This window comes from Variovorax sp. OK212 (assembly GCF_900112425.1).
Classification (GTDB): Bacteria; Pseudomonadota; Gammaproteobacteria; order Burkholderiales; family Burkholderiaceae_C; genus Variovorax.
In genome coordinates this window covers 62,970-79,568 of record NZ_FOLP01000028.1, presented here as the reverse complement: position 1 = coordinate 79,568, position 16,599 = coordinate 62,970, and the positions used below count along the sequence as shown (strand labels likewise).

General features: G+C 64.6%; 13 protein-coding genes. 6 read left to right on the top strand and 7 right to left on the bottom strand.

What is annotated here, in order from left to right:
• From BM004_RS37025 to BM004_RS37010, 4 genes are all read left to right on the top strand, one after another.
• A partial coding sequence (locus BM004_RS37025) for an electron transfer flavoprotein subunit alpha/FixB family protein (RefSeq protein WP_218152775.1) occupies positions 1–387 on the top strand: 387 nt, incomplete at its 5' end.
• A gap of 39 nt (positions 388–426) precedes the next feature.
• Entirely contained in the window at positions 427–1,395 is a 969-nt protein-coding gene (locus tag BM004_RS37020; RefSeq protein WP_093129250.1) for a Bug family tripartite tricarboxylate transporter substrate binding protein, read from the top strand.
• Positions 1,396–1,411: 16 nt separating this feature from the next.
• Positions 1,412–2,566, top strand: a complete 1,155-nt coding sequence (locus tag BM004_RS37015; RefSeq protein WP_093221408.1) for an acyl-CoA dehydrogenase family protein — start codon at positions 1,412–1,414, stop codon at positions 2,564–2,566.
• 22 nt (positions 2,567–2,588) lie between these two features.
• Entirely contained in the window at positions 2,589–3,386 is a 798-nt protein-coding gene (locus BM004_RS37010; protein ID WP_093129248.1) for an enoyl-CoA hydratase/isomerase family protein, read from the top strand.
• Here the strand turns inward: BM004_RS37010 and BM004_RS37005 are convergent.
• From BM004_RS37005 to BM004_RS36975, 7 genes are all read right to left on the bottom strand, one after another.
• On the bottom strand, positions 3,373–4,626 hold the full coding sequence (locus BM004_RS37005; RefSeq protein WP_093129247.1) for a type II toxin-antitoxin system HipA family toxin: 1,254 nt from the start codon (positions 4,624–4,626) through the stop codon (positions 3,373–3,375). The two genes, BM004_RS37010 and BM004_RS37005, sit on opposite strands and share 14 nt — an antisense overlap.
• On the bottom strand, positions 4,623–4,901 hold the full coding sequence (locus tag BM004_RS37000; RefSeq protein WP_093129246.1) for a helix-turn-helix domain-containing protein: 279 nt from the start codon (positions 4,899–4,901) through the stop codon (positions 4,623–4,625). The genes BM004_RS37005 and BM004_RS37000 overlap by 4 nt, the downstream gene beginning before the upstream one ends.
• A gap of 149 nt (positions 4,902–5,050) precedes the next feature.
• The gene (locus BM004_RS36995; RefSeq protein WP_256220241.1) at positions 5,051–7,378 is read right to left on the bottom strand and encodes an acyl-CoA dehydrogenase family protein; all 2,328 of its coding nucleotides are present in this window, start codon (positions 7,376–7,378) and stop codon (positions 5,051–5,053) included.
• Positions 7,379–7,525: 147 nt separating this feature from the next.
• Positions 7,526–8,431, bottom strand: a complete 906-nt coding sequence (locus tag BM004_RS36990; RefSeq protein WP_093221403.1) for a LysR family transcriptional regulator — start codon at positions 8,429–8,431, stop codon at positions 7,526–7,528.
• Positions 8,432–8,512: 81 nt separating this feature from the next.
• On the bottom strand, positions 8,513–10,000 hold the full coding sequence (locus BM004_RS36985) for an aldehyde dehydrogenase family protein (RefSeq protein ID WP_093221401.1): 1,488 nt from the start codon (positions 9,998–10,000) through the stop codon (positions 8,513–8,515).
• A 77-nt stretch (positions 10,001–10,077) separates the two neighbouring features.
• Positions 10,078–11,748 carry a GMC family oxidoreductase gene (locus BM004_RS36980; protein WP_093221399.1) on the bottom strand — a complete coding sequence of 557 codons (1,671 nt, stop codon included), beginning with the start codon at positions 11,746–11,748 and terminating at the stop codon, positions 10,078–10,080.
• A 262-nt stretch (positions 11,749–12,010) separates the two neighbouring features.
• Positions 12,011–12,514, bottom strand: coding sequence for a MarR family winged helix-turn-helix transcriptional regulator (locus BM004_RS36975; protein ID WP_093221396.1), 504 nt, complete (start codon positions 12,512–12,514; stop codon positions 12,011–12,013).
• A gap of 88 nt (positions 12,515–12,602) precedes the next feature.
• On the opposite strand from BM004_RS36975, the gene BM004_RS36970 reads away from it, so the two are divergent.
• Together BM004_RS36970 and BM004_RS36960 are read left to right on the top strand one after the other, a co-directional pair.
• The gene (locus BM004_RS36970) at positions 12,603–13,634 is read left to right on the top strand and encodes a Bug family tripartite tricarboxylate transporter substrate binding protein (protein WP_093221394.1); all 1,032 of its coding nucleotides are present in this window, start codon (positions 12,603–12,605) and stop codon (positions 13,632–13,634) included.
• Between the two features lie 794 nt (positions 13,635–14,428).
• Positions 14,429–16,597: an AAA family ATPase gene (locus tag BM004_RS36960; RefSeq protein WP_177206748.1), complete on the top strand. Its 2,169-nt coding sequence runs from the start codon at positions 14,429–14,431 to the stop codon at positions 16,595–16,597.
• Positions 16,598–16,599: the final 2 nt, after the last annotated feature.

Genomic DNA, 16,599 nt, shown 5'->3' with positions numbered 1-16,599 from the left:
ACGAAGAGCGAACGCCCTGAACTGACGGCCGCCAAGATCATCGTCTCCGGTGGCCGTGCCTTGGGCAGCGCAGAGAAGTTCCAGGAAGTCATGGCCCCGCTGGCCGACAAGCTCAACGCAGGCCTCGGTGCCAGCCGCGCAGCCGTCGACGCGGGCTACGCACCGAACGACTGGCAAGTGGGCCAGACGGGCAAGATCGTTGCCCCGCAGCTGTACATCGCAGCGGGTATCTCGGGCGCCATCCAGCATCTGGCCGGCATGAAGGACTCGAAGGTCATCGTCGCGATCAACAAGGACGAAGAAGCACCGATTTTCTCGGTGGCCGACTACGGCCTCGTCGCCGACCTGTTCACGGCCGTGCCCGAACTCGCGCAGCAGCTCGGCTGACCCGCGACAGACATTCAAAGACATCGGAGACAGACAACAATGACCCCCACCTTCCGCGCATGGAGCCTGCTCGCCGCGGCCGCCATGCCCCTCGCGGCCACGGCCGCGTTCCCCGACAAGCCGATACGCCTCGTGGTCCCGTACGCGGCCGGCGGCCCGACCGACGCGATGGCGCGCATCCTGCAAGCCCCGCTGCAGCAGGCACTGGGCGGCGCCACCGTGATCGTCGACAACGTGCCCGGCGTTGGCGGCGCGCTCGGTGCGCAGCAGGTGCTGCGCGCACCGGCCGACGGCTACACGCTCTTCCTGGGCAACAACGGCCCCAGCGCCGTGACCCCGCTGCTGCAGAAGAACGCGGGCTTCGACCCCGTGAAAGACTTCGTGCCGATCTCGATGGTCGCCAAGTCGACCATGGTGCTGGCCGTGGGCGCCGGCGTGCCGGCCACCAACATGAGCACCTTCCTCGACTGGGCGAAGAAGACCAACGGCAAGGCCAATTACGCCAGCGCTGGCGTGGGCTCGCTCGGGCACCTGGGCACCGAGCTGCTCATCAAGCAGGCCGGCATCAAGATGACCCACGTGCCCTACAAGGGCCAGGCGCCCACGCTCAACGCGCTGCTCGGCGGCGAGGTGCAGGTGCTGCTCACCACGCCCACCGAGGCCATGCGCGGCCAGATTGCCGCCGGCAAGCTGAAGCTGGTGGGCGTCACGTCGGAGACCACCTCACCGCACGACCCGAAGGCCGACGTGATCGGCAAGTCCGTGCCCGGCTACTCGCTGTACTCGTGGTTCGCGCTGCTCGCCAAGGCCGGCACGCCACCGGCCGTTGTCGAGCAGCTGCATGCCGCCGTCGTCAAGGCCGTGGCGTCCGAAGACGTGAAGAAGCGCTTCGACTCCCTGGGCGTCGATGCCGAGAGCAGCGAGCCCGCGAAGGTGATGGACTACGTGAAGCAGGACGTGGCGCGCTGGAGCGTGATCATCCGCGAGCAGAACATCCAGCCTGAATAAGGAAAGGACGCACCGAATGGACTTCACCCCCGAAGAACTCGCCTTTCGCGACGGCGTGCGCCGCATGGCCGAGCGCCACGTTGCGCCCATTGCCGCGGAGATCGACGAGAACGACCGCTTTCCCACCGAGCTCATTCCCGTGTACGGCGACATGGGCCTGCTGCAGCTGTGGGTGCCCGAGGCCTACGGCGGCCCCGGCGCCAACCTGACGATGGTGTGCCTGGCGCGCGAAGAAATCTCGCGCCACTCCGAGGCCTGCGGCCTGCTGGCCGGCGAGACCACCATGTTCGTGCTGCCGCTGATGCACTTCGGCACCGAGGAACAGAAGCAGCGCTTCCTGCCCATCGTGGCGCAGGGCCGCACGCTCACGGCCATTGCGCTGTCGGAGCCCGGCGCCGGCTCCGACGTGAGCGCCATCCGCACGCGCGCCGTGCGCGACGGCGACAGCTACGTCATCAACGGCCAGAAGCAGTGGTGCTCCTTCGGCAGCGTGGCCGACTACATCATGGTGTTCGCCAAGACCAGCGACGCAGGCGGCGTGGACAACATCAGCCCCTTCATCGTCGACGTGAAGAACATGCCCGGCGTCACCTTCGGCAAGAAGGAACGCAAGATGGGCATGCGCGGCGCCGTGAACGTGCCGGTGTACCTGGACAACGTGCGCGTGCCGGCGGAAAACATGCTCGGCGAAGAGGGCAAGGGGTTTCGCGCCGCCATGCGCGCGCTCGACCTGAACCGCCCCGCCATCGCGGCCGCGTCGGTCGGGCTGGCGCAGGGCGCGCTCGACGCCGCGGTGGCCTACGCGCAGCAGCGCAAGCAGTTCAAGCGCTTCATCTCCGAGTTCCAGGGCGTGCAGTTCATGCTGGCCGACATGGCCATGCAGATCGAGGCCGCGCGCTGCCTGCTGTACGAATGCACCCGCGCCGGCGACCGCGGCGAATGGAGCCGCCTGCCCATGCTCGCGAGCATGGCCAAGTGCTTTGCCAGCGACGTGGCCATGAAGGTGACGACCGACGCGGTGCAGATCCTGGGTGGCTACGGCTATGTGAAGGACTACCCCGTCGAACGGATGATGCGCGACGCCAAGCTCAACCAGATCTTCGAGGGCACCAACCAGATCCAGCGCGTGGTGATCGCGCGAGAGCTGCTGCGCAACGCCGCCGCCGCATGACCTTCCCCGGAAACCGAACCCCATGACCCTCCCCACCTACGAGAGCCTGCTCTACACGCGCGACGGCCAGGTCGCCGTGCTCACCTTCAACCGCCCGCACCGCATGAACGCCATCGGCGGCACGCTGAAGCAGGACATTGCCGCGGCCATGCGCGAGGCCGGCCGCGACGAGGCGGTGCGCGCCATCGTGCTGGCCGGCGCGGGCGCCGCCTTCTGCGCCGGCGGCGACGTGAAGGAAATGAGCGCCGGCCCCGGCGGCGCGCGCCCGCTGCAGGAAAAGATCAACCCCGCGCGCGACGAGATGCTGCTGGCCATCCACGAAGCGGCCAAGCCGGTGATTGCGGCAGTGCACGGCGCGGCAGTGGGCGCGGGCATGAACATGGCGCTGGCCGCGGACATCCGCATTGCGGCGAGCAATGCGAAATTCGCACAGGCCTTCGTCAAGCGCGGCCTGCCGCCCGACACGGGCGCCACCTACCTGCTGCCGCGCGTGGTCGGCATGGCCAAGGCCTGCGAGCTGGCCTTCACGGGCGACGTGATCGATGCGCAAGAGGCACTGCAGCTGGGCATCGTCTCGCGCGTGGTGCCGCCCGAGGCATTGATGACCACGGCGATGGCACTGGCGGCACGCATCGCGGCCGGCCCGCCCATTGCCATCCAGCTGGCCAAGCGCTCGCTGTATCGCGGACAGGAAGGCAGCTTGCGCGACGCGCTGGCGCGCGAGGCGGCGGCGTTCAACGTGTGCATGGAGACCGAAGACGCGGCCGAGGGGGTGGCGGCGTTTCTGGAGAAGCGGGCGGCGGTGTTCACGGGGCGCTGAGGGCGCGTTTGGGCGGCGCGTCGAAATACGACAGCAGCTTGATGCCCGCCGCCCACTCCCGCGCCATGCCTGCGCCGATGGGCTTGAACGCCGGATGCGCGCGCGAGTGCACCGCCATCTCGGCACTCGCCTCCTCCAGGCCGGCCGCCACGCGCTGCGCCATCTCCCGCAGGCGCGCCTGCGTCAAGCCGGCCCGCTCCTGCGCGAACCGCACAAAGGTCTTGTCCGGTGCCTGGAGCTTCTTGCCTGCCACCGAGATCGCGGGAATGTCGTTTTTGTACTGCGGGTACACCTTGGTAGTGACCATGTCGAACATGGGCGCGAGCCGCACATCCGACGCATCGGCATAGACCAGCCCGAAGTTCTTCAAATGCGCGTCGGTGTTCCCCGCCGCCATGCAGAACAGGTGCGCCGCCACCAGCGTCTCCTTGGCCTCGAGACGCCGCGGCCCGTCCGCGTAGGCGTCGATCGCCTTGAAGATCCGCTCCATCGTGCCGCCGTACTTGCGCTCCGGCGGCATCGCGAGCAGTGCGCAGAAGTCCTCGAAGCCCAGGGCGTTGCCCAGCGCGTCGTGATCGAAGCGCTTGACCGCCAGGAGCGTGCCGTTTTCCGCGAGCTTGAACTGAGGCACCGGCAGGCCCGCGCATTGCGCCGCGCGCATCGTGAAGAACTCGTTGACGGCCAGCCCCGGAAGCTTGTCGTCGCCCGCCTTGAGGATCCAGTGCTCGTCGTGAATCGTTGCGCGGCCCTGCACAAGCACCTTGGGCAACGCGCCCGACACGCCGAAGCCGATGTACCGGTCCAGCAACTCGGCGAAGAGCGAGCCCGCCTTGCTGTCGCCCATCAGTGCATCGATGTCGACCTGCAGCGGCCCGGCCCAGTTCCGCGCGAACCCGGAAGGCACCACGCGCTGGCGGCCGATGGGGTTGGCGCCGGTCAAGGCCAGCAGCACGAAGTCGTCGGTGGCCAGCACCTTGCCGAAGCGCTCGGTGATCTTTCTGCGCAAGAACCCTTCAGGCAGGTTCTGCTGGAAGGTCGGGATCAGCGCCGAAGGCACCGCGTAGCTTTCGAGCCGCACGGGCATCAGCAGCGAGGCGAAGTCGTTCCGTCCCACATCCGGCAGGTAGGCGAACACGCTGCCTGCGGCGCCCTGCCGCTCTAGCGTACCGACCCGGTGGTCTCCCACATACACGTCCAGCCGGTGCGCATTCGCCTGCACCTTGGCGAGCAGGTCGGTCATGGCCGGTGCTCCGACTGATCGGCGAAATCGCTTGCGGCGTCCTCCATCGCCTCTTCGAGCGTCATGCCGTGGCCCGCGGGCCGCACGACCAGTTGCAGGCCCAGGTACTCCGCCACGCGCAGCAGGCGCCGCGAGCCGATATCGTCCAGGTCGCCGCGCTCCAGACGGGACAGTGTGGCGATGCCCATGCCCAGGGCACCCGCCACGGTCTGCAGCGTGTGGCCCTGCTTCTTGCGGGCGTCCCGAAGGGCTTGACCGATTTCGGTGAGCGTCATATTTATCCAGCTCGACAAATTTGAAGTGAATTTACTCCAAATTTGCTGCAACGGATAAAGTTGTGCCCGAATTATTTATCGTATTTGATAAATAAAGAAGATTTTCACCAACTTTTTGCCGTATCCAATAAATCCGGGTTGCCGCATGCTCAGCGCGGCAGCCCCAGCCCCCGCTGCGCAATCAAGCTGCGCTGAATCTCGTTGGTGCCAATGCTGATCACCCACATCAGCGAATGCCGCAGCCCCTGCTCGAACTTGCCGTTGTCCAGCGCGCCCGGCGCGCCGTGCGACAGCGCCGCCGGCTCGCCCAGCATGTCGAGCACCGCCTCGCCGAAGCGCTCCATCAGCTCGCCCGAAAACACCTTGCTGATGGCGCCGTATTCCGGCGGGGTGACGCCGTCGACGATGCGCTCGGCGCACTCCATCATCAGTTGCCGGCCCACCTCGATCTCCGCCGCCAGCGCGGCCACGCGGTCGCGCACCAGCGGGTCGTCGGCCAGGCGGCGGCCCTGCGCGTCAGGGCGGCGCAGTTGCGCGCACAGCAGCTCGAAGCCGTGCACTACCTTCATGACGATGCCGCCGCCGATGAGCCCGCGCTCCGTGGCCAGCGCGCTGGTCAGCACCTTCCAGCCGCCGTGCAGCGGGCCCACCAGCGCGTCGGCCGGCAGGCGCACGTTGTCGTAGAAGATGTTCGCGAAGCTGCCGTCGTACATGGTGGTGGCCGGCTTCACCTGGATGCCCGGCGCGTCCATGGGCACGATGAACATGCTGATGCCCGCGTGCGCGGGCTTGGCCTCGCGGTCGGTGCGGGCGGCCAGGAACATGTATTTGCCCCACCAGGTGGTGGTCCAGATCTTCTGGCCGTTGATGACCCATTCATCGCCCTCGCGCGTGGCGCTGGTGCGCAGCGACGCCAGGTCGGAGCCCGCATTCGGCTCGCTGTAGCCCATGCCGTGCATGGCCTCGCCGGCCAGCATCTCGGGCAGGTAGCGCGCCTGCTGCGCCGGCGTGCCGAAGACCATCAGCGCGTTGGCCTGAATGGCGGCGCCGATGCGCGGCGCCTCCGCCCGCTCCATCTCTTCGATGAAGGCGACCTGCTCCATCGGCGAGCGGGCCTGGCCGCCATGTTCGCGCGGCCAGGCCAGGCCGATCCAGCCGGTCTTGCCGATGTCCTTCGCAAAGCTGGCGTCGAACTCGCGGTCATGAAAGGGGAGCCGGTCGAACGCGGCCTTGCGCTCGCCCGACCAGTGCTGCGCCAGCCAGGCGCGCACCTCTTCGCGAAAGGCGTTGCCCGCCTCGCCCAGGTCGTAGGCCGGCAGCGCGCGGCCCTCGCCGGCCAGCAGCCAGTCGGCCACCGCGCCGCGCGCGGCATGCAGCCCGCCGGCGGCCACCATGTCCAGGTGCACGCGGCGGAAGTGGCGCGGTGCCTCGTGCTCCTCGGCGTAGCCGATGGCGCCGAAGGCGTGGTGCGTTTCCAGCGCCACCTGCCGCAGCGCGCTGCTGGCAAAGGCGAAGGCCGTGTTCGCAAAGTACGTCCAGTGCGGCAGGCCCAGGTCGTGGCTGGCCGCCGCGTTGAACAGCGTGCGCCGCACGCCCTCCAGCGCAATGAGGTTGTTGGCCAGCTTGTGCTGCACCGCCTGGAAGCGGCCGATGGGCTGGCCGAACTGGTGGCGCTCCTTGGCGTAGTCGCTGACCATGTCGAACGCACGGCGCGCCGCACCGTGGGCGCGTGCCACCAGCAGCACGCGCCAGGCATGGCGCAGCCGCGCCTCGGCGCCTTCGTCCGCCGGCACCGGTTGCATGGGCACGGCCTCCAGTTGCAAAGCGCCGTGACCGATCGCGCCGAGTGCCGTGGTTTCGAGGCGGTTCACGCCCGGCTGCGTGGCATCGATGAGCCATGCGCTGTCGCCCTGCACCAGCAGCACGTGCGTGGCGGCAAGCGCGCCGTCCACCAGGCGGAGCGTGCCGCTGAAGGTGGGCGCCCCCGCGCTTTGCGCCGCGACGCGCGCGTCGGCCTCCCAGTGCTCGGGGAAGGCCACGGCCACGCTGGCGTCGCCCGCGTGCAGCGCGTCGAGAAAGGTATCCGCCGCCGTGCCGCCGCCCTTGGCGGGCGCGAGCAGCAGGTTGGCCAGCGCGGCGCCCAGCAGGGGCGCGGGGCACGCAGCGCGGCCCAGTTCTTCCATGGCGATGGCAATTTCTCGCAGCCCGCCTTCGCGCCAGTCGGTGCCCAGCGCGGCAAGCCCCTGCTGCGCCAGCTGTTGCCACACGGCCGCCACTGCCTGCGGCGATGCAGACTGCTCCACGGCCGTGGCCACCGGCCAATGCCCGGCGAGAAAGCCGCGCACCGAGTCGCGCAGCATCTCGCGTTCTTCGTCGCTCGGAAGCTCGGCGGCGGTGAAGCGCGGTGCGTGGAAAGAAGAAGGCGATGCCTCCGCGGGATCGGGATCGGAATTGGAACCGGAATTGCGCATGCTCATGCTGTCAGGCCTTGTGTTGCGCGCGCGGAGCGCGTCGCGCTTGTCTCCACACCATGATGGCCGGAATGCCCGCGCATGGGAGCCAGCCGGCCTTCAAAGCATCTGTGACGCGCCCGCACACATGGCGGACCGACACGATTCAAACGCTCAGAGGCTGGCCCAGCCCGCCTCGAACTTCTCGTTCAGAAAGTCCAGAAACGCCCGCACCCGCGGGCTCAGGTTGCGCTTGCTCGGGTACACCACGTAGATCGGGTCTTCGGACGCCACCTGGAACTTCTCGAGCACGCGAATGAGCCGCCCCGCCGCCAGGTCGGCCGCCACGTGCACATCCGACAGGCGCACGATGCCCACGCCCGCAATGGCATAGGCGCGCAGCAGCTCGGCCGAGTTGCTGCCGATGTTGCCGTTCACGCTGAGCGACACCGGCTCGCTGCCGTCCTGCAGCGCCCAGGTGCTGCGCACCGAGCCCGCCAGAAAGTTCATGCAGTTGTGCTGCTGCAGGTCTTGCAGCGTCATGGGAATGCCCGCCTTCGCCAGGTACTTGGGCGAGGCGCACAGCGTCCAGCGGGTGGTGGCAATGCGCCGCGCGACCAATGAAGAATCGGGAATGTCCCCACTCTGGAAAGACACGTCGATGTGGTTTTCGAACAGGTCGATGGGGCTGGCCGTGAGCACGAATTCCACGCGCAGCTCCGGGTGCCGCTGCAGAAACTCCGGGATCACCGGCGACAGCTGGTGCTGCGCGAGCAGCAGCGACGAGTTGAAGCGCAGCACGCCGCTGGCCTGCGTCTTGGTGTTCTGCAGGCCGTTTTCGGCCTCCTCGAGCGCGTCGAGCACGCGGTGCGCGCCTTCAAGAAACTGCTCGCCCTCGCGCGTGAGCTTGAGCACGCGCGACGTGCGGTGAAACAGCCGCACGCGCAGCCGGTCTTCCAGCCGCTGGATGAGCTTGCTGACGGTGGAGGGGTTGCAGTCCAGGCTGCGCGCGGCCGCGGAAAAGCTGGTTTCCTCGGTCACGCGAAGGAACACGTCGAGCTCTCGGATGCGGTCGTTCATGGGCGGCGTTGCAATGGTGCGGGGGCGTGGGGAGCAAAGGCGGGCCTTCGGGAGAATACCCCGCCCCGCACCCCGTGCGCGTCAGTCGGTCTTCACCCACACCGCCTTCGTCTGCTGGTACTCCGCCATGTGCTCCGCGCCCGATTCGCGGCCGTACCCGCTCATCTTGTAGCCGCCGAAGGGCACGGCCGGGTCCATCACCTGGTAGCAGTTGACCCACACCGAGCCCGCGCGCAGGCCCTTGGCCACGCGGTGCACCTTGCCCACGTCGCGCGTCCACACGCCGCTGGCCAGGCCGTAGTCGGTGTCGTTGGCGCGGCGCAGCATGTCGTCGATGTCGTCGAAGGGCAGCGCGGAAATCACGGGGCCGAAGATTTCCTCGCGCGCGATCTTCATGTTGTCGCTCACGTTGGCGAACACCGTGGGCGCGACGAAGTAGCCGTCCGACAGGCCATCGCGCTCCAGCCGCATGCCGCCGGCCAGCGCCTTGGCGCCCTCCTGCTTGCCGGCGGCCAGGTAACCGCTCACGCGGTCGAGCTGCTGCTGCGAGACCAGCGGGCCAATTTGCGTCTCAGTGTCCAGCGGATTGCCCACGCGCAGCGAGCGCGCGAAGTCGGCCACCTTGTGCACGAACTCGTCGTACACCTTGCGCTCCACGAACAGCCGCGTGCCCGCGCTGCAGATCTGCCCCGAGTTGCCGAACACCGCCATGGCCGCGCCGGGCACGGCCGCGTCGAGGTCCGCGTCGGCAAACACGATGTTGGGCGACTTGCCGCCCAGCTCCAGCGACACCCGCTTGATGTTGCTTGCCGATGCGCGAATGATCTTCTGCCCCACCTCCGTGGAGCCCGTGAACGCCACCTTGTCCACGCCCGGGTGTTCGGCCAGCGCCGCGCCCGCGGCGCCCAGGCCCGTGACCACGTTGAACACGCCCGGTGGCAGCCCGGCCTCCGCGCACAGCTCGGCCAGGCGCAGCGGCGACAGCGGTGCCTGCTCGGCCGGCTTCAGCACCAGCGTGCAGCCCGATGCCAGCACGGGGCACAGCTTCCAGATGGCCAGGCCGATGGGGCCGTTCCACGGGTTGATGGCCGCCACCACGCCCACCGGCTCTTTCAGCGTGTAGCTGAACACCTCGCCGGGCGCGGAGTTCTCGATGGTCTCGCCGTACGTGGACGTGGCCAGCCCCGCGTAGTAGCGCAGCAGCGCCACCGCGCGGCGCCGGCCGAGCGTGGTGCGCGCAATGGGGCCGCCCATGTCGAGCGTGTCGAGCATGGCCAGCTCGTCGTAGTTCGCCTCCACCAGATCGGCGATGCGCAGCATGATTTGCTGGCGGTCGAAGGGCTTGAACTTGCTCCACGGCCCCACGAAGGCGCGGCGCGCCGCCGCCACGGCCAGCGCCACGTCGCGCTCGTCGGCCTCGGCCACTTCGGCCAGCACCCGGCCGGTGCTCGGGTTGATGGTGTTGAAGGTGCGCCCGGAGAGCGCGTCGGCATGCTTGCCGTCGATGAACAGGCGCTTGACGCGGCCGTCGAGAAAGGCGGGCGTGGGCAAGGAAGTGAGCTGTGCCATGGGAGGTGTCCTTGAGGGGTCGTGGTGTTCGTGAATGGCGGTGTTCGTGAATGGCTGTCTCGTGAATGGCGTGTGCGTCAGGCCGACAGCCGCGCCGCGCTGCGTGCCTCTTCCTGCATGAAGGCCGCCGCGCGCTCGCCGATCATGGTGGCCGGTGCGCTGGTGTTGCCGCCGACGATGTTGGGCATGACCGACGCGTCGGCCACGCGCAGGCCTGCGATGCCGTGCACGCGCAGCCGCGCATCGACCACCGCCAGCGGGTCGCTGGCCGGGCCCATCTTGCAGGTGCCCACCGGGTGGTAGGCCGTGTTGACCTGCGCGCGCAAGGCGGCTTCGAGCTGCGCGTCGGTCTGCACCTGCGGGCCGGGCGCGATCTCTGCGCCCGAGAACGGCGCCAGCGCCGCGCCCGCGAAGATGCGGCGCGCCTCGCGCACGCCGCGCACCAGCGTTGCCAGGTCGGCCGGGTCTTCCAGAAAGTTCGGGTGCATCACCGGCTTGGCCGCCGGGTCGGCCGAGGCCAGCTCCAGGTGGCCGCGCGCCGCGGGGCGCAGCAGCTGCACCAGCACCATGAAACCGTGGTCGCGCGGAATGACCCGCGCGCTGCCCTTCAGGCCGACCAGAAAGGTCATCTGCACGTCGGGCCGGTCCAGCCCCGGCAGGCTCCTGAAGAAGCCGCCCGCCTCCGCCGCGTTCGAAGACAGCATGCCCTTGCGGTTGAACAGGTAGCGAAACGGGCTGGCCAGCATGCGCGGCCACGACCTGGCCGACAGCGCGTAAGACTCCCCGCTCGGGTTGCCGTGCGACACGAATACCGTCGGGTGGTCCTGCAGGTTCTGCCCCACGCCCGGCAAGTCGGCCAGCACCGGAATTCCCCAGCGCCGCAGGTGCGCGCCGGGCCCGATGCCCGAGAGCATCAGCAGCTGCGGCGAGTTGACCGCGCCGCCCGACAGCACCACCTCCTTCGACGCGCTCAGCAGGCGCCGCCGGCCGTGCTCACCCGGTTCGTCGTCCTTGCCCTTCTGCACGATGCGCACCCCCACCGCGCGCCGGCCCTTCAGCTCGATCTTTTCGACCAGCGTGTCCGCGAACACCGTGAGGTTCGGCCGGCCCAGCACCGGGTGCAGGAACGCGCGCGAATTGCTCAGCCGCACGCCGTGGCGCTGGTTCAGGTCATACAGGCCCATGCCGTCCTGCTCGGGCCCGTTGAAGTCGTCGCTGCGGCGGTGGCCGGCCTGCACGGCGGAATCGACGAAGGCCTGCGACAGCACGTTGGGCGAGGTCGGCCGGCTCACGTCGAACGCGCCGCCCGTGCCGTGCAGCGGCGTGGCGCCGCCGTGGTGGTTCTCATGCTGGCGGAACACCGGCAACACGTCGTCGTACGCCCAGCCGGGGTTGCCCAGCGCGGCCCACTCGTCGTAGTCCAGCCGGTGGCCGCGGATGTACACCGAGCCGTTCACTGAACTGCAACCGCCGAACAGCTTGCCGCGCGGGCACGGAATGGTGCGGTCGTTGACCGCCGCGCCGCCCTGAAAGCCGTGCTGCCAGTTGTAGCGCGCATGCGGCAGCAAGAAGATGTTGCCCACCGGCAGCGAGGTTTTCACGTTCACCGGAAACTGCCGGTCCGAAGGCCCGGCCTCGATGAGCGCCACGCGCACCGCCGGGTCGGCCGACAGGCGGTTGGCGATCACGCAGCCGGCCGAGCCGGCGCCGATGACCACGTAGTCGAATACATCCGGGGAGCGATGCATGCTGCTTGTCTCCTTTTGTCGGAGCGCTGGGTCAACCGCTCCTTTCTTGTCTGGAAGACGAGCATCCCTTGGCGGGCATGCAGGGACAAGGTGCGGGGGCGCACATCATCTGTGAAGAGGTGGCACAGATGGTACGCATGCGAACGATGACGGCGCGGCGCAGGTGCGCCCGCCGATGCCCGCCAGCGCAGGTCGATGCAGGCCGGCACTACTCAATGAAGCTCGGCGTGCACCGACGCGCACCGACGCGCACCGGTGCGTGTCAGCGCGCAGCAGGCGCATCGCGCCGCCGCCGGTCGGCCTTGGGCAGGTCGGCCGCCGCCACCATCGCCTCGCCGCGCGCATGCAGGCGCTGCAGCATGCCGTCGAGCAGCGCCACCTCGCCGGCACTCAGCGCGCCCAGCAGTTCGGCATTGATGGCCGCGACCAGCGGGTACAGCTGCGCATAGAGCGCCGCGCCCTCCGCGGTGAGGCACAGGCGCACGTGGCGCTTGTCACCGGCGGGCTTGTCGCGCGAGACCATGCCCTTCTTCACCAGCGAGCTCACCGCCTTGGACGTGCGCGCCCGGTCGAGCTGCGCGTGCTCCGCCAGTTGCGACGAGCCCAGCGCACCCTGGCTGGCCAGCGTGGCAAGCAGCCGCCACTCGCGCCGCGTGATGCCGAAGCGCCCTTCGCACAGCCGGATGACCATGCCGCCCGCCACCGAGAGCAGCCGGCTGGTGCGGTACAGCAGCAGGTCGTCGAGCGGACGCAGCGGCGCTTTCATAGGGTTAGCCCGGGGAATGGTTGATTAGATGAATCAATTGTCAGCGCTCTACAGTGGCTGCGAGCCCTCACCAACGGAGACAAGACAAATGATGAAAGCAGACCCGCCGCACCTGCGGCGGCGCCATGTGCTGGCCGTGCTGGGCAGCGCGGCATGCGTACCCCTGGCGGCGTACGCGCCGCTCGCGCTCGCCCAAACTCACAACGCGCCTGCCCCCGCGCTTGCACCCGGCACGCCCATTCGCGTGCTGATTGGCGTGCCCGCCGGCGGCACCCAAGACGTGCTCACGCGCGCCATTGCGCAGGAGGTGCGCGAGTCGCTCGGCCCGCTCGTGGTCGACAACCGCTCCGGCGCCGCGGGCCGCATCGCCGTGGAGGCCGTGAAGACCGCCGCGCCCGACGGCCGCACCCTGCTGCTGGGCACGGCCGGCATGATGACCATGTTCCCCAGCGCCTACAAGAACCTGTCTTACGACCCCATCAAGGACTTTCAGCCGATCGTCAACGCCGCGCGCTTCGAGCTGGCGCTGGTCGTGCACAAGGACGTGCCCGCCAACAACCTGGCCGAGTTCATCGCGTGGGCACGAAAGCAGCCGGGCGGCGTGAGCTTTGCGTCTTACGGCGCGGGCACACCGTCGCACTTTCTGGGCGAAATGCTCAACCGGTCGGCCGGGTTGCAGATGGTGCACGTGCCCTACCGCGGCTCCACGCCCGCGCGCCAGGACGTGATGGGCGGCACCGTGCCGGCCTACTTCGACACCGTGGGCGGCGCGCTGCAGATGCTGCCCAGCGGCCGCGTCAAGGTGCTGGCCACCAGCGGCGACAAGCGCTCCCCGCTGATGCCCAACGTGCCCACCTTTGTCGAAGGCGGCCAGAACAACGTGGTGGCGACCGCCTGGTTCGCCTACTACGCGCCGCTGAAAACGCCCAAGGCGGTGGTCGACCAGCTGCGCGCCGAATTCATGCGCGCGGTGAACACGCGCGAGGTGCGACAGCAGCTGGTGCAGAACGGCATGTACCCCGTGGGCGACGGCGCCGACGCGCTGGTGAAGACCATGCGCGAAGACACCGCGCGGTGGGCGGGGATCATGAAGGCCGTGAACTTCCAGGCCAACGACTGAGGCCTGGCGCGGGCCGCGGCGCAACAAGTGTTGCGGCCCGTTGAACATGCGTGACGCGAGGCTGCGTGGCCTTGCGCATCACGAACACCGACGCTGAAAGACGGCGCACTTGGCGCCAGCCAACGCCGCGCAGCCGAAGCTGCATTTGTTGGCGTGAATCGAGACTTCGTCATGCACGAAGCGGGCACTGCGCACGTGCTCTTCTCTAAAGTGAATGCCCCTGTCACTCAACTCCCCACCAAGGGGACAAGGAAGGCGTCACACACCACGGCGAAACATTCTTGAAGGCTGCTTGCCTCGCGGCAGGTTGTCGGTGCGAAAGCAACGATGCAAATGCGAGGTATCAAAAGGCGACGGTCGGGGTGCTTGTAACACCCCGACCGTCTAACCAAAGAAGTGCAACTACCTCAAAAGGAACGCACAAAAATGGCTAGCAAGACTATAGCCCGGCATCTCACGCCCGGAGCTTCTGAAGACAACGCCCAAGATGCGGCGGATCTTCTCGAATCCACCCTCGCTCAACTCGAAGCACTCCTGTGGGTGTGCTATGGGCAAGACATCGACTGGTGCAGTGGTAGTGGGCCTCGTCAACTGGACAACCTGCTTTGGCTTGCGGCTGATCTGGCGCGCAAGGCGGGGGAACTGCTCCAAATAAGTGAGACCGCGCGCAAGTGCGCTGCGGGGCCTAAAGAGTAGCGACTTCGAATCCCTTTACATTGACCCACTCCTCTGTAATGATGAGTACTACATATTGCATATGTTTGAATTCCATCAAAAAAACTAGGAGTGGGCCAATGTTTACGGAAATCCATATGTCATCGGTTGCTAGTTTTAAGAACACGACAGTTCTTAAAACAGATAAAAAAGTAAATTTGATTTACGGACTTAACGGGACGGGAAAGTCCACAATTTCAAACTTTTTTTACTCCCCAGATGAGCCGAGATACAGTGCCTGCAAAAAATCACCGGCGGCCTCTAATCCTGTGCTGGTATACAACCAAACCTTCGTCCAAGACAATTTTTTCGTTTCGGACAAGTTAAAAGGAATTTTTAGTCTTTCCAAGGAAAACAAAGAGGCTGAAGAAAAAATAGCAAAATTTTCGAAATTGTCCGTTGCAATCCAAACGGAAATTTCCGCCAAACAAGAAGAAAAATCCAAACTACTTAAAGATTTTGAAGTTCAAAAATCAAAATCAGTTGGCGAGGTTTGGAAAATTAAGACGCAATACTCAGGAGGGGATCGAGTTTTAGAGTATTGCTTGAAGGGATTGATGTCGGATAGAGAAAAATTATTCAACACGCTCTTGCAGCATGAAAAGCCCGCAGACGAGCCAACAAGAAACATTCAAACGCTTCGTACAGAAGTCGAATCGTTGCAAGGAGATTCGACCGAATCCCAGCTTCCGATTCCAAAAATCGGATTTGATGTATCCGCAATTGAATCTGCGAATATTTTCACAACAACTATTTTAGGCAACTCCGACAGCGAGGTCGCTCAACTTATCGAGCACCTAGGGAATGCGGACTGGGTACAGCAGGGTCTTAAATATCTACCCAAAGTCGGCGAAATCGATACGGCCATCTGCCCGTTTTGTCAATCGGACACAATTAATTTAAAATTTTCCGAAGAGATTGCTCGGTATTTTGGCGGCAATTATCAAGCCCAGGTTGCGCAGCTTGAGAAATTTGAAAGTGATTATGTTTTTGCTCATGAATCTCTCCCAAATATTGAAACCCTGCTTTCGCATCCATTCGCTGAAACGGCGAAGGATCGTATCAATGCAAAATTTAAACTGATTAATGAAATTGTTCGCTCAAACCGGGCTCTGATTGCACAAAAAATCAGAAGCCCGAAAGAAATTGTTCAACTTACATCTACAGCGAAAGAACTCAAAGACCTAAATCATGAAATTGACTCGATCAATATTAAAATCGAGTTGCACAACGAAAAGATTAAAAACAAGGCCGCTTCACTTGACGAGATAAAAGCTGAATTCTGGTCTCTGATGCGATGGAGCTACGACCAAACCATAAGTCGATACAAATCGGATTTCGAAGCAATGCAGCAATCTCAGAAGGCATTAGACGATTCAGTTAAAAAGCTACAGAATGAATCACTCTATGCGCAAAATGAAATTGCGGATGCGCAAAAGAAAACAATTAATGTCGACGACGCTGTAAATGCGATTAATGCCAGCTTATCAGATCTTGGAATTCTTGAGTTCAGCATCATCCGACACTCCGATGCTCTCTATAGGGTAGCTCGCCAAGGCGACCCATCTCATGCCTTCCAAACATTAAGCGAAGGCGAAAAAATGATGATCAGTTTTCTTTATTTTTGCGAAATGTGCAAAGGGAAGCTATCTGCATCAGATCTAAGTCCACATCGTGTCATCGTGATCGACGATCCGATTTCAAGTCTCTCTCATATTTTTGTATTCAACATCGGCAGACTGATAAAAAATCTATTCTTCAAGAGCCCCCGGTTTTCTCAGGTTTTTATTTTGACTCACAGTTTGTATTTCTTTTACGAACTAACCGAAACCAATCATGAAAAAAGAAAATTAGATCAACATCTATTTAGATTAACCAAAGGTCAAGATGGCAGTCTGTTTCAAGAAATGAAATATGAGGAAATTCAGAATGACTACCAAGCTTACTGGGGTGTGATCAACAACAAAAGTCATCCGCCGGCCCTAATCGCCAACTGCATGAGAAATGTCATTGAATATTTCTTCAATTTTGTGCGGAAAAAGGACTTGGGGAACGTTTTTCAGATGCCAGAACTGCAGGAGGTTCGACTTCAAGCATTCAATAGATACATCAATCGAGAATCGCATTCTCTCGGCCAGAATCTAATTGACATGAAAGAGTTCGACTACGATTCATTTAAAGATGGCTTAAAGCTCTTGTTTCAAAAAACGGGATATGCAGATCACTACAATGCTATGGCAAAGCTATAAGC

Bases quoted from the DNA above. Each gene is read 5' to 3' on its own strand.
- BM004_RS37020 (WP_093129250.1), top strand. From the start codon at position 427: ATGACCCCCACCTTCCGCGCATGGAGCCTGCTCGCCGCGGCCGCCATG.
- BM004_RS37015 (WP_093221408.1), top strand. From the start codon at position 1,412: ATGGACTTCACCCCCGAAGAACTCGCCTTTCGCGACGGCGTGCGCCGC.
- BM004_RS37010 (WP_093129248.1), top strand. From the start codon at position 2,589: ATGACCCTCCCCACCTACGAGAGCCTGCTCTACACGCGCGACGGCCAG.
- BM004_RS37005 (WP_093129247.1), bottom strand. From the start codon at position 4,626: ATGACCGACCTGCTCGCCAAGGTGCAGGCGAATGCGCACCGGCTGGAC.
- BM004_RS37000 (WP_093129246.1), bottom strand. From the start codon at position 4,901: ATGACGCTCACCGAAATCGGTCAAGCCCTTCGGGACGCCCGCAAGAAG.
- BM004_RS36995 (WP_256220241.1), bottom strand. From the start codon at position 7,378: ATGAGCATGCGCAATTCCGGTTCCAATTCCGATCCCGATCCCGCGGAG.
- BM004_RS36990 (WP_093221403.1), bottom strand. From the start codon at position 8,431: ATGAACGACCGCATCCGAGAGCTCGACGTGTTCCTTCGCGTGACCGAG.
- BM004_RS36985 (WP_093221401.1), bottom strand. From the start codon at position 10,000: ATGGCACAGCTCACTTCCTTGCCCACGCCCGCCTTTCTCGACGGCCGC.
- BM004_RS36980 (WP_093221399.1), bottom strand. From the start codon at position 11,748: ATGCATCGCTCCCCGGATGTATTCGACTACGTGGTCATCGGCGCCGGC.
- BM004_RS36975 (WP_093221396.1), bottom strand. From the start codon at position 12,514: ATGAAAGCGCCGCTGCGTCCGCTCGACGACCTGCTGCTGTACCGCACC.
- BM004_RS36970 (WP_093221394.1), top strand. From the start codon at position 12,603: ATGATGAAAGCAGACCCGCCGCACCTGCGGCGGCGCCATGTGCTGGCC.
- BM004_RS36960 (WP_177206748.1), top strand. From the start codon at position 14,429: ATGTTTACGGAAATCCATATGTCATCGGTTGCTAGTTTTAAGAACACG.